A 14277-nucleotide genomic window follows, 5' to 3' on the forward strand; every position below is an offset into this window, starting at 1 on the left:
AATAGGGCCCCGCCTTGTTGCCGGAAGGAAATGCATAAACCCGCAATCGGTTCAATCGATCCCGTTTTCCTGTCCGCGCGCGCCTGGCGCGCGGACGGAAATGGGACAGCATCCGCTTGAAAATGCGCTTGGCTTATCCCCCGACACGCGATACGCCCGGCGAAACGACAGGAATATATTTTCGCCTTCGACTCCGATTCCGGCCGGCAACCGGACCCGACGCCCCGATGGAAGCGGCGCGTCGTCAGACGGGAAGGCATGGAGAGGAAGCTGGGGGGCATCCGGGCATTGGCTGGGTTTACGGGGGCATGTTTTTCGGTCTGGACCCGGCAGTCCTTTTCGATCGCCGTCGTCGCGTCCCTCCTCGCCCCGGCTCCGGCGGCGGCGGAGACGTTCGAGGCGGTGCTGCGGCGCATGGCGGACGAGCATCCGAAGATCGTTTCGGCAGAGCATATGACGCAGGCGGGCCGGGCGGACGTTTCGGCGGCGCGCGCGGGCTATCGCCCGCAATTCGGCGTCGACACCAATGTCGGCTGGGCCGACCGCACCTCCTCCAGCGCGTCCGGCTTCGCCGTGCTGCCGGAGGCGAAGGTCAGCCAGCTCGTCTATGACGGCGGCCGCACCCCGGCGGAGATCCGGCGGCGCAAGCTGCGGGTCGACCTGCTGGGGGTGCAGGAGCAGAATATCCTGGCCGACATCTCGCTCCAGCTTGCCGAGGCGTGGATCGACCATGCGCGCGCCGCCGAGCTGGTCGTGATCGGCGAGCAGCAGGTGGCCGCGCTGCGCACGCTGGAATCGCTGGTGGTGGACATAGCCGGGTTCGACCGGGGCCGCGCATCCGACGTGGTGATGGTGCAGTCGCGGCTGGAGCAGGCGGTCACCACGCTGCAAATGCGCGAGATCGCGCTGACCGAGGCGCGCGCGCGGATCCGCGAGATATCGACGCTGCCGGTGGAGCCCGCGGGCGGCATTCCCGACATCGCGCCTTTCCTGCCGCGCAGCGCGGCCGATTGCGAGGCGCTGGTCGACGCCAGCCCCGCCGTGCGCATCGCCGATATCGAGGTGGCGGAAAATGCCGAGACGGTGCGGGGGACGCGGAACTGGTGGCTGCCGCAGCTCGCGCTGGAAGGCGCGCGCACGTCGGAGCGGACGGTGCAGGGCGACACGCGGCTGTTCAACGGCTTCGCCTTCCGCCTGCGGGCGAGCGTGCTGCCGTTCGACAGCGGCGGCGGGCAGGCGCGGCACGAATCGGCGCGTGCCACGCTCCAGTCCGCCCGCTCGAATGCGGAGCTGACGCGCGGCTCGCTGGGCGACCGGGTGGTGCGCCTGTGGACGTTCCAGGCCCAGCGGTCGGAGCGGCTGCCGTCGCTGGAGGCGCTGGTGGGCCGGTCGGACGAGGCGCGCGCCATCGTGTTCGAGCAGTTCCGCATCGGCCGCCGTTCGATCCTCGACGTGCTGACCTACGACCTTGAGCGCTTCAACGTCCGCGTCCAGCTGGTCAATGAGCGCTTCGACATCGCGCAGACGCAATATCAGCTGATGGGCGTGCTCGGCCGCATCTACCCGGCGGTGGTGCACGACGCCGATGCTGACCCCGCCGCCACCCCTGCCGCCACCCCTGTCGAAGGCCCGACGCCATGAACGAAGTGACCGACATCCGGCCCGGCGGCGCGCTTTCGCAAGCGGTGGCGGAGTGCCTGGCGCTGCGCGGTGTGGCGGTGAGCGAGGCGGTGCTGCACGCGCAGCTGCGCGCGGCGGAGGGCGAGGATCAGGTGCTGCGCGCCTTGGCCGAACTGGGCGTCGAGGCGCGCTGGCTTCCCGCCGATATGCTGGACGAAGGGCTGCTGCCCGCCGTCGCGACGCTGGCGGACGGGCGTTCCGTCACGCTGACGGCGCTGGCGGGCGGGCGGTTCGCCACGGCGGAGGGGGAACATCTCGACGCGGCGGAGGCCGGGCGCTGCCTCGCCTTCGGCCAGCCGCGCCTGTCCGACCGGCGCGCCGACGATCTGGTGGGCGAGGCGCGCTCCGGCTGGTTCTGGCCCGTGCTGTGGCGCTATCGCCGCTATTATTACGAGGCGGCGGCGCTGTCGGCGGTCATCAACCTGCTGTCGCTGGCGGGCATCATCTTCATGATGACGGTGTATGACCGCATCCTGCCCAACCTCGCCTTCGTCACGCTCTGGTCGCTGCTCGCGGGCGTCGGGCTGGCACTGCTGTTCGAATTCGTCTCGCGCACGGTGCGCGGCCATGCGCTCGACAGCGCGGGGAAGAAGATCGACCTCGTGCTGGGCGACGCGGTGTTCTCGCGCGTGCTGGCGACGCGGATGGAGGCGCGGGCGCAATCGTCCGGCGCCTTCGCCAATGTGCTGAAGGAATTCGAATCGGTGCGCGGCTTCGTCACGTCGAGCACCCTGGTCGCGATCGCCGACCTGCCGTTCGCGCTGCTGTTCCTCGTCGTCTGCGCGCTGATCGGCGGGCCGCTGGTGCTGGTGCCGCTCGCCGCCTTCGTCGTCGTGCTGCTGCTCTCGCTGCTGGTGCAGATCCCGATGGCGCGGCTGGCGAACGAGAATCTGCGCGAAGCGGCGGTGCGGCACGGCACGGTGATCGAAAGCCTCGAAGGGCTGGAGACGCTGAAGGCGCTGCGGGCCGAGGGGCGGATGCGGCGGCGGCATGAGCTGTCGAGCGGTTTCATCGCCGACCGCGCCGTCACCAGCCAGAGCTGGTCCAACCTCGTCACCAACATCACCATCGCGCTGCAACAGACGGCGGCGGCGGTGCTGCTGGCCTGGGGCGTCTATCTCGCCAGCACCGGCGAGGCGACGGCGGGCGCGCTGGTCGCCTGCGTCCAGCTCAACTCGCGCGCGCTGGCGCCGCTGGTCACGCTGTCGTCGCTGGCGGTGCGGTTCCAGCAGGTGCGCTCGGCGCTGTCGAGCCTCAACGGCATCATGACCCTGCCGCTCGACCGCGACCCAGACCGCCATTTGCTGTCGAGCGACGCATGGCGCGGCGAGATAGAGCTGCGCGATGTCGGCTTTTCCTATGAGGAAGGCGCGCGGCCCGCGCTCGACGGCGTGTCGCTGAAGATCGGGCCGGGCGAGAAGGTGGCGATCCTCGGCCGGATCGGCAGCGGCAAGTCCACGCTGCTGCGCCTAATGGCGTCGCTCTATCGCCCGCAGCAGGGGCAGGTGCTGCTCGACGGGGTGGACATGACCGCGATCGAGCCCGCCGACATCCGCTCCACCCTGCTGCTGGTCGGGCAGGATGCGCGGCTGTTCCACGGCACGCTGCGCGAGAACCTGCTGATGGCCGCGCCGCGCGGCACCGACCAGCACATGCTCCGGATTTCCGAAGCGACCGGCGTGACCGCGCTCGCCGCCGCCCATCCGCTCGGCTTCGACCGGGGCGTGGGCGAGCGCGGCGACACGCTGTCGGGCGGCCAGCGTCAGGCGGTCGCGCTCGCCCGCGCGTTGATGGCCGAGGCGCCGATGTATCTGCTCGACGAGCCGACCTCGGCGATGGACCAGCAGACCGAGGCCGAACTGCTCAAGACCATCGCCGGGCTGGGCGAGAAGGGCGGCGGCTTCGTCATCGTCACCCACAAGCACAGCGTGCTGCCGCTGGTCGACCGGCTGATCGTGATGGATGCGGGGCGCATCGTCGCTGACGGCCCGCGCGAGGCGGTGATCCGGGCTTTGTCCGAAGGCCAGGTGAGGGCCGCGTCATGAGCGATGCGCGCACCCTCCGCTCGCCGCTGTCGCTCGCCGCGATGCAGGACCGCCACCCCGCCTGGCTGATCTTTTCCGTGCTGCTGCTGGTCATCGTCGTCTCGCTCGTCATCTGGTCGCGCTTCGCGGTGCTGGAGGAGGTGACCACCGGCTCCGCGCAGATCGTGCCGTCGGGCAAGGTGCAGGTCATCCAGTCGCTCGAAGGCGGCATCGTCTCTGCGGTGAAGGTGCAGGAGGGCGATCTGGTCGATGCCGGCCAGCCGCTGATCGTCATCGATCCGACGCGGGCGGCATCCTCCTATAACGAGATGGAGCAGCGCCGCCGCGCGCTGATCGCGTCGGCCGCGCGGCTGCGCGCCGAGGCGAGCGCCCAGCCGCTGCACTTCCCGCCGGAGATCGCGAAGGACACGGAGCTGGTCCGCTACGAAACCGATACCTATCGCGTGCGGCGGCAGGCGGTCGATCAGGCGACCGCCGCGCTCTCCGCCTCGATCGCGCTGATGCGGCGGGAACTGGCGATCACCGGGCCGATGAGCGAGCGCGGGCTGGTGCCGGAGGTCGACGTGCTGCGGCTGCGGCGCCAGATCAACGAGGCGCAGATGCAGATCGCCGAGCGCACCAACCGCTATCGCGCCGACGCGGGCACCGAGCTTTCCAAGGTCGAGGGCGAGCTGGCGCAGGTTTCCGAGGTGGCCGCGGGCCGCCGCGATGCCGTCGAGCGCACGATCCTGCGCGCGCCGATGCGCGGCACGGTGAAGAATGTGCAGGTGACGACGATCGGCGGCGTGGTCCAGCCCGGCGCGCCGGTTATGGAGATCGTGCCGTTCCGCGACGTGCTGCTGGTCGAGGCGAAGATCCGCCCGGCCGACGTCGCCTTCATCCGGCCGGGGCAGGAGGCGACGGTGAAGCTCGCCGCCTATAACTACCTCGTCTACGGTTCGCTGCGCGGCAAGGTGGAGAATATCAGCCCGGACACGCTGCGCGACGACCGCAAGACCGGCGAGGAAGCCTTTTACCGCGTGCTGGTCAGCACCGGCCGCTCGACGCTGGTGCACAACGGCAAGCCGCTGGAGATCATGCCCGGCATGACCGGCACCGTCGATATCCTGACGGGAAAGCGCACCGTTTTCGATTATTTCCTGCGGCCCATCCTCAAAATTGAGGAGGCGTTCCGCGAACGCTGATCTTATACGATTCGGTTTCGAGATAGAATGGGGGAGAGTTGAGATGGCACTGGTAGCGAGAATTGCTTCGAAATCCGGCAAGCCGGTTCGCGTCGTCGCCCTGCGCAAAGGCATCAACAAGCTGGTCGCGGACAGCGACGCCGTCATCGACGTGGTGGACGAGGCGACCGGCAAGACGGTCGATCAGGCGCAGTTCGTGCGCAACGGCACCGACGTCAGCGTCTCCGTGCCCGACGCGCTGTTCGCCGCGACGGCGGACATGGCCGGGCAGGAAGCCGGGGCGGGCGCGGCCACGGCGGCCGGGGACGATGCGGCGGCGGCGAGCGCGGGGGCCGGTGCGGGCGCCGGTGCGGGTGAGGGCGCCGGGGGCGGCAGCGGCCTTGCCTATGGCCTGCTCGGCGCGGCCGCGCTGGGCGGGCTGGTCGCGGCGGCGGCTGGCGGCGGCGGGGGCAGCAAGACCCCGCCCGACACGACCGCGCCCACCGCGCCGACCGGTCTCGCGCTGGCGGCGGCGGACGACAGCGGCGCGTCCAACAGCGACCGCGTCACCAGCCAGACCAGCGGCCTCACCATCACCGGCTCGGCGGAAGCGAACTCGACCGTCACCATCCGCAACGGCTCGACCGTGATCGGCACCGGCACCGCCAATGGCAGCGGCGCGTTCAGCATCGACGTTTCGCTGGCGCAGGGCGAGCACAACCTGACCGCCGTGGCGACCGACGCGGCGGGCAATGCCAGCCCCGCCTCCGCCGCGCTGGCAATCAAGGTCGACACCACCGCGCCGTCCGTGGCGATCACCTCCTCGGCCGACACGCTGCTGGGCGCGCAGACCGCGACGCTGACCTTCACCTTCAGCGAGGCGCCGACCGGCTTCACCGAAAGCGACGTCACCGTCACCGGCGGCGGCATCAGCAACCTTGCCGTCACGCCCGGCAGCGACGGCAAGGTCTACACCGCGACCCTGACGCCCGGCGCGACGCAGGCGGGCAACCTCGCCGTCTCGATCGCCGGGGGCGCGTTCGCCGACACGGCGGGCAACGCCTCCACCGCCGCCTCGCACACTATCGCCTTCGATCCGGGCGTCAGCGGGCAGGCGATCGACGGCTATATCGCCAATGCGCTCGTCTTCCGCGACAGCAACGATAACGGCGAATGGGATCATGAGAGCTTCACCGACGCCAACGGCAACGGCCTCTACGACGAAGGCGAGGACTATCAGGACCTCGATGGCAACGGCAGGTTCACCGCCGAATATGCGACCAGAACCGACCCGCAGGGCAATTTCACCGGCCTGTACGGCAGCGGCCGCATCGTCCTCACGCCGCTCGCGGATTCGGTCGATATCGCGACCGGCCTGCCCTTCACCGGCAAGCTGACCGCGCCCGACGGCTCCTCCGTCGTCACGCCGCTGACCACTATCGTCGAGGCGCTGGCGAGAACCGGCATCAGCGCGGAGCAGGCCGAGACGCAGGTGAAGGCCGCGCTCGGCCTCAGCAGCACGGTCGACCTCAGGACTTTCGACCCGATCGCCACGGCGGCGAGGGCGGGCGACGCCACGGCGCTCGCCGATGCGGTCGCGGTGCACAAGGCGGCGGTCCAGGTCGCCAACATCCTCACCGTGATGGCGAGCGCGACGCAGGCGGCGCAGGCCGCCGGGGGCGCGCAGGCGGGCATCGACGCCGCCGTCAGCGTCATCGCCGGGCAGATCGGCTCGACCGGCGCGGTGGACCTCGCCAGCGCCGCGCTGATCGACCAGATCGTCCAGACGGCCGCCAGCGACAGCGGCTCCGCGGGCGCGAGCAGCGCGCTTCAGGCGCAGGCGGGCGCGCTCGGCAGCTCGCTTTCCAACGTCAACACCGCGGTCGGCGCGGCATCGGGCGAGGGCGCGGCCAACACGCTCGCCGCCATCACCACCGCCCAGATCGTCGCGCAGGAAACGCTGGCCAGCGATGTGGGCACCGCGATCAGCACCAACGCGCCGCTCGACAGCAGCGGCTATCAGGGCGACGCGCTGACCGGCAAGCTCGATGACGCCTCCACCCAGGTCGGCACGGTGATCCAGAGCGAGCCGGTGGCGCCGGGCGCGCTGGCGGCGCCCGACAAGCCGACGGTCGATGACGGCGCGCGCATCTCCGCCGGGGAACTCGCGGACAATGTCGTCGTCACCGTCACCTATCCCGCCGGCGCGGGCGCGGTCGCGGGCGACACGCTCCAGCTGATGCTGGGCGGAACGGTGCTGAAGTCGGCGACGCTGACCGCAGGCGACATTTCGACGGGCGCGGTCGCCTTCATCCTTACGGCCGCCGATCTCGGCGCGGACGGCGCCAAGACCATCGCCGCGCGCTTCGTTTCGGCGGGCGGCACGGTCGGCAAGGAATCGGCCCCGGCGATCGTCACGCTCGACACCCAGACCGCGACGCCCACCGGCCTCGCGCTGGCGGCGGCGGACGACAGCGGCGCGTCCAGCGCGGACGGCATCACCAGCCAGAGCAGCGGCCTCACCATCACCGGCACCGCCGAGGCGAATGCGACGGTCGTGCTGAGCGAAGGCGCGACCGTGCTCGGCACCGGCGTCGCCGACGCGGCGGGCCGGTTCAGCATCGATGTCGCGCTGGCGCAGGGCACGCACAGCATCATCGCGACCGCGACCGACATTTCCGGCAATGTCAGCACGCCTTCGACGGCGCTGGCGATCACCGTGGACACGAGCGCCCCGGCGGCGCCCGCCGGGCTGACCGCCAGCGAAGGACCGCTCCTCACCGTGGTCGAGGCGGCCGACGGCACGACCATCACCGGCACGACCGAGGCGGGCACCGCCGTCGCGCTGACGCTGACCAACGGCAGCCAGACGCTGGTGAAGCAGGCGGCGGTTTCGGGCACGTCCTTCACCGTCACGCTGACCGCCGCCGAAGTGGCCCAGCTGGGCGAGGGCTATGTCCGCTATTCGGCGGTGGCGACCGATGCGGCGGGCAACAGCAGCGCGCCCTCGCTCACCGGCCAGTATCTCTACACGACGCAGCCGATCGTCGCGCCGGACGTGCGCATCGATGACAGCAACAGCCCGGTCGTGCAGGAGGATGACGGCGGCATCGCCGGGGTCACGCCGCTGCACGGCGGTGGCTTCGCGGTTCACTGGATCATCGACGGCGACCGCGACGGCGATGGCGACGCGATCGCCATCCAGCGCTTCGCCGCCGACGGCAGCAAGCAGGGCGGCATCATGCTGTTGCAGGGCATTTCGGACGATCTCGTCGCGAATGCGGGCGACAATGCGACCTATGATCTCGCCGCGCTCGCCAATGGCGGCTATGCCCTTGGCTATTCGCTGACGCAGGAAAGCTTCGCGCGGCCGGTCAATCTTGGCTATCTGCCGGGCGGGGTGTATCTGTCCGCGCCGATCGTCGGCAAGCCGACCGAGATATTCATCAACTCGGCGCCGTCCAGTGCGACCTATGCCCTGTCCGGCACCGGCAATGACGGCCTGCCCAAGACGGTCGCGCTGACGGTGAGCGACGGCTCCATCATCATCTCCCCGGAGATACTCGACCAATTCTCGGTGGACAACCGGTTCACCTTCGTCGTCAACGGCCTGACCCCTGGCCAGACCTTCAGCGGCGGGATCGAGGTGCAGGAGGATCTGCGCTACGACCTGTCCGAGGACCTGCAGATCATCAGCGGCAACGGCATCGTGCTGGAAAGCGGCGTCGGCGTGCTCGGCACCGGCAGCGGCGGCCGCGTCGAGGCGTTCCGCATCGACAGCTTTTCCGGCACGCCGACCTCCGTCTTCATACGCCTCGTACCCACCATCGGCGCCACGGCGATCGCGGGCGTGGCCGGCGCAGTGTTGATGCCGGACGGCGCCGCCATCATTCCGGTGTCGGCGGATGAGGACGGTGTCTTCCGTGTTCCCCCGGCGATCCTCTCGGTGCTGGGCGAGCATGATTATCAGGCATTCCTGATCGTCAACGGCCTCACCGCCGGATCGACGCTGACCGGCATGGTCGGCGTGCGCGAAGGCATCGCCATACCCGAAGGGGTCTTCGTCCAGACCTTCGACGCCAATGGCGCGGCGGTCGGCGGCGGCGTCCGCGTCGATGGCGGCCCGGCGCCGTTCCTCGGCGATGACGAGGATGACGCGACGGTCAAGGTGACGGCGCTGCACGGCGGCGGCTTCGTGGTCAACTGGGTGGTCGATGCGGACGGCGACGGCGATGCCGATGGCCTCGCGGTCCAGCGCTTCGCCGCCGACGGCGGCAAGCAGGGCGGCATCATGCTGCTGGACGTGCCCGAAGATCTGCTGGACCGGCTCGACGACGTCGGCTCCTACGATCTGCATGCGCTCGCCAATGGCGGCTATGCGCTGGCCTATTCGCTGGATCTGGAGGAGGTGCACAACTATGTGGCCATGACCCAGAACGGCAATATCCCGATCGTCGGGCGTCCGGTCGAAATCACCGTGAATTCGACGGGCAACCCGACCTATGCGATCTTGGGGACCGGCAATGACGGCAACCCCAAGTCGATCGCCGTCACCCCTGTCGACGGCACGATCCGGATCACGCAGGATATCCTCGACCAGTTCGCGGTCGACAACCGCCTCACCCTCGCCGTCAACGGCCTGGCGTCGGGGCAGAGCGCCGGCGTGGACATCCGCGCCCTTGCCGATGTGGGCTATGATCTTTCCGCGCCGCTGCAGGCCGTGACGTCGAGCCGGCTGGTGGAGAACGGCACCGGCGTCATCGCCGCGCCGGGAGGGCGCGCCGAGGTGTTCCACATCGACAGCACCACGGATACGCCCGGCCCGGTGACCATGCTGCTCGTTCTTCCTTATGGCGTGGGATCGATCGATCTGACGGGCATCCCGCATGTCGTGCTGCCCGGCGAGATGATCCTCCTCACCGGTGTGACGCCCGACTCCAACGGCGACTATCGCGTGCCGCAGGCGATCCTCAACCAGCTCTGGGATCAGGATTTCAGCGCGGCGCTGCTGGTCGGCGGCCAGACGGACGGCGGCACGGTGACCGGCACGGTCGGCGTGCGCGAGGCCATTCCCCATGCGGAGGGCGTCTATGTCCATAGCTTCGACGCCAATGGCGCGCTGCTGCCCGGTTCGGGCGAGCGGCTCGACGGCCCGGCGCATCCCTTCGCGAACGGCAATGACTTCGCCGTCCGGGTGACGCCGCTCGACAATGGCGGCTATGTGGTCAACTGGCTGGTGGACCAGAATGGCGACGGCGACGGCGATGGCTTCGCGATCCAGCGCTTCGCCGCCGACGGCAGCAAGGACGGCGGGGTCGTGGTGCTGCAAGGGCTGGCGGACAGCCTGCTGCGCAGCGACGACATCGATTCCTTCGATCTGCAGGCGCTCGACAATGGCGGCTATGTGCTGACCTATGTGGCCGAGATGAACGAGGTGGATCGTCCGCTGTTCTTCAACGGCCCGGCCTCCACCGGCCCGATCATCGGGCGGCCGACGGACATTTCCTTCAGCGGCTCGATCGGCGGGGCGACCATCATGCTCCACGGCACCGGCAATGACGGCCTCGCCAAGGCGGTCCAGCTCTATCCGGACGGCACGCATGTCCAGATCACGCAGGAGATTCTCGACCAGTTCGGCATCGACAACCGCTTCACGCTGGCGGTGAGCGGATTGCCCGCGGGGCAGCAGGTTGCCGCCTATTACACCGCGCTGGAGGATGTTCGCTACGACACCACTGCGGCCCTGCAGGACGTTTCGATCAGTCGCGCCACGTTGCAGCTCGCGCCGAATATTTTCGGCGCGGTGCTCTCCGTGCCGGACGGGCGGGTGGAATCCTTCCACATCGATGCGATGGGGGGCACGCCCACGGCCGTCAACCTGATGATCAATCCGGTGGAACCCGGTTCGATCACGATACCGGGCATCACCCCGGCGCCCAACGGCACCCTCACGATCAGCGGCATCACGCCGGACGGCAACGGCGTCTATCATGTGCCGCAGGCCGTTCTCGACCAGCTTGGCGAGCAGGACGCCCAGATCTCGCTGATCCTGATCGGCCTGCCGTCCGGTTCGGAAGTGAGCGCCACGCTCGGCGTGCGGGAGTCGATCCCGCTGCCGGAGGGCGTCCATGTCCAGACCTTCGACGCCAACGGCCATGCGGTCAGCGACAGCCTGCACCTGACCGGCACGGCGGGCGCGGACATGCTGGTCGGCGGGGACGGCGATGACGTGCTCACCGGCCTTGCGGGCGACGATGTGCTGATCGGCGGCGCGGGCCGCGACGTGCTGACCGGCGGCGAGGGCGCGGACCTGTTCGTGCTCGATGCGCCGGGTGGCCAGAGCCTGTCGATGGCGGACCTGATCACGGACTTCCAGGCGGGAACCGACCATTTCCGCCTGCCGGGCGGCATCCAGTTCGGCGATCTCACCATCGTCCAGGGCGATCCGGGCTCCAACGGCGCGGCCGCCGGGGACAGCCTGATCGTCTACACCGCCAGCGGCGATATCCTCGCCCATCTGGCCAATACGGACGCGGCGGCGATCACCCAGGCGTCGTTCCTCTAGAGCGTTTTCAAGTCAGATGGCACATCTGACGGCTCGGAAAACGCGGCAAACAAGGAATATCCAGACTCTGTCCGGTTCAATCCGAACCGGACAGAGTCGGATCTTTCCCGGCCGCCGGTTCGCGATGACGGGGCCGGCTGCCGTCCTTTTTGAAATCCGGCAATTTTTTGCAATAAAAACAGTATCACTAACGATCCGTTATCCACTTGCTCCTAGGCTCGCCGCGAATGACCAGAATCTTCGCGACGAGGAGAATAATGACAAACCGGGTTCTTAAATCGCTCGCTTCCATGCTGAGCCTGCGCGGAGCGATAGCGATCGCCTGCTTCGTGAGCGTGGGATCGGGCATCACCGGCTTCATGCTGGAGCATTCCGCCAAGGAGCGCGCCCGCGAAACCGGCGCCATCGTTGCCGATCAGGTCGCGGCGAGCGTCCGCAACCAGTTCGACCGCTCCATCGGCACGATCGAGGGCATGCAGTCGGCGATCGTTTCGACCCGCGCCATGTCGATCCTCGATCGCGCGACGCACAACGGCATATTGCGCGAAACGCTGGCGTCCAGCCCCGATCTGCTGGCGACGTGGACGGCGTGGGAACCCGATGCCTTCGACGGCAGGGACGCGTCCTTCGTCAACACCCCCGGCCATGACGAGAGCGGCCGCTTCGTTCCCTATTGGCACCGCTCCGGCAGCGACATCAGCCTGTCCCCGCTGGTCGGCTATGCCAGGCCGGGCGAGGGCGACTATTATCTGCTCGCCCGCAATTCGGGCAAGCCGGTGATGGTCGAGCCCTATTCCTATCAGGTCGACGGCCGCACCGTGCTGATGACTTCGATCGCGCTGCCGGTGGTGCAGAACGGCCGGTCGCTGGGCGTGGTGGGCGCCGATATCGCGCTTGACGAATTGCAGACGCGAATCGGCGCGCTCAAGTTGCCCTATAATGCCGATGTGAAGCTGATGTCGGGCAGCAACGCCTATATCTATGTCCGCGACAAGGCGCTGCTGGGCAAGAAGGGCGAGGCTGCTGCCGCGGCGGGGGCGGCGTCCGACGGCACCGTCATCGCCCATGATCCGGAGCTGGGCGACGTCATCCGGGTCGACCGGCAGGTGGCGCTGAAGGGTTTCGACACCGGCTGGACCGTGCGGGTCGAGCTGCCGCTGTCGGCGGTGCTGTACGACGCGCGCATCGCGGAGCTGTCGCTGCTGCTGTCGGCGCTGGCGATGATCGTCGGGCTGGCGCTGATCCTGCGGCGGACGGCGCTGCGCCTCGTCGGCGATCCGATCCGCGCGCTGTCGGACGAGATGAACGTGCTTGCCTCGGGCGACCTGTCCGAGCCGCAGCGCGAGGCTGCGCAATCGATCGAGATCGCCACCATGCGCGAGGCGATCGACGTGTTCCGCCACAATGCGCGTGAAAAGCTGAAGGCCGACCGCGAGCAGCAGCTGGTGGTGGACACGCTGGGCGAGAGTCTCCAGAAGCTGGCCGACGGCGATCTCGCCGCGCGTATCGAGCCGGATTTCACCGGCGCCTATCAGCAGATCAAGCTCAACTTCAACGATGCGATGCAGCGGCTGGAAAGCGCGATGTCCGCCGTTTCGACCAGCGTGACCGATGTGCGCCACGGCTCGGACGAGATCCGCTCGGCCTCCGACAATCTCGCCCAGCGCACGGAGCAGCAGGCCGCCGGGCTGGAGGAGGTCGCCGCGTCCATGGCGCAGATCACCTCCGGCGTCGGCCAGACGGCGGCGGCGGCGCAGAAGGCGAACGAGGTGGTCGGCGAATCGAAGCGCGACATGGAAAGCGGCGGCGCGGTGATCCGCCGCGCGATCGACGCGATGGGCGGCATCGAGCTGGCCTCGAACGAGATCGCCGACATCATCTCGGTGATCGACGGCATCGCGTTCCAGACCAACCTGCTGGCGCTCAACGCCGGGGTCGAGGCGGCGCGGGCAGGGGATGCGGGCAAGGGCTTCGCGGTGGTCGCGTCGGAGGTGCGCGCGCTGGCGCAACGCTCGTCGGAGGCCGCGCAGGACATCAAGGACAAGATCACGACCAGCTCCAACCAGGTGAAGGCCGGGGTCGCGCTGGTGGGCGAGATGAACGAGGCGCTCGACCGCATCGTCCAGCGCATCGATACCATCAGCACGCTGGCGGGCGGCATCGCCCATGCGGCCGAGGAACAGTCGACCAGCCTGTCGGAGATCAACATCACGATCAGCCAGATGGACAGCTTCACCCAGCAGAATGCGGCGATGGTGGAGGAAAGCACGGCGGCGGCGCGCAACCTTGCGGGCCATGCGGGCATGCTGTCGAGTCTGGTCGCTCAGTTCCGGCTGAGCCAGCACGGCGCCCCGCCGCAGCAGCGCGAGCCGCTGCGCCTGGCGAACTGACGCCCGGCTTTCGGGCCGGGGAAAGAATGCGGGGTTCCGGGGGGGCATTTCCGGGACCCCGTTTTCGTGCGTGCCCGGATCGTCCGGCTTTCATATATATCATATGGAGGCTTTTATCGGAAAATGTTACAGGAATATCGCCTTTATAGCGTGCTTGATAATACCAAATGGTATATATTGCCCTCTCGCCACGCCAATGGCATGACCGCGATGGCGGCGGCATTCGTCATGCGGCTGGAGCAAGGGAGAGGAGAAGAGATGGTTCCGACGGGGATAGAGGTTGCGCACGCGGACCGGCTTTACATAGGGGGTTTGTGGGTTGAGGCGCGGAGCGGTCGGATGATCGAGCTGGTATCGCCTAACAGCGAGGAAGTGATCGGCCATGTGGCCGAGGCGGACGAGCAGGACATGGACCGGGCGGTGGCGGCGGCGCG

General features: G+C 68.7%; 5 protein-coding genes. All 5 read left to right on the forward strand.

From position 1 onward, the window contains the following. The first annotated feature begins 258 nt into the window (after positions 1-258). The 5 genes from GGR43_RS13980 (at position 259) to GGR43_RS14000 (ending at position 13843) form a co-directional block, all read left to right on the forward strand. A complete protein-coding gene (locus GGR43_RS13980; protein ID WP_223177456.1) occupies positions 259-1641 on the forward strand; it encodes a TolC family protein in 1383 nt (460 codons plus the stop codon). Next, positions 1638-3725 (forward strand): type I secretion system permease/ATPase, encoded by a 2088-nt coding sequence (locus tag GGR43_RS13985; protein ID WP_188072591.1) that lies wholly within the window; start codon positions 1638-1640, stop codon positions 3723-3725. The genes GGR43_RS13980 and GGR43_RS13985 overlap by 4 nt, the downstream gene beginning before the upstream one ends. Further along, on the forward strand, positions 3722-4909 hold the full coding sequence (locus GGR43_RS13990; protein ID WP_188072592.1) for an HlyD family type I secretion periplasmic adaptor subunit: 1188 nt from the start codon (positions 3722-3724) through the stop codon (positions 4907-4909). The genes GGR43_RS13985 and GGR43_RS13990 overlap by 4 nt, the downstream gene beginning before the upstream one ends. A gap of 43 nt (positions 4910-4952) precedes the next feature. Then, a complete protein-coding gene (locus GGR43_RS13995; protein WP_188072593.1) occupies positions 4953-11453 on the forward strand; it encodes an Ig-like domain-containing protein in 6501 nt (2166 codons plus the stop codon). Between the two features lie 257 nt (positions 11454-11710). Further along, on the forward strand, positions 11711-13843 hold the full coding sequence (locus tag GGR43_RS14000; protein WP_223177457.1) for a methyl-accepting chemotaxis protein: 2133 nt from the start codon (positions 11711-11713) through the stop codon (positions 13841-13843). Positions 13844-14277 lie beyond the last annotated feature (434 nt).

This window comes from Sphingobium jiangsuense (assembly GCF_014196495.1).
GTDB classification, from domain to species: Bacteria; Pseudomonadota; Alphaproteobacteria; order Sphingomonadales; family Sphingomonadaceae; genus Sphingobium; species Sphingobium jiangsuense.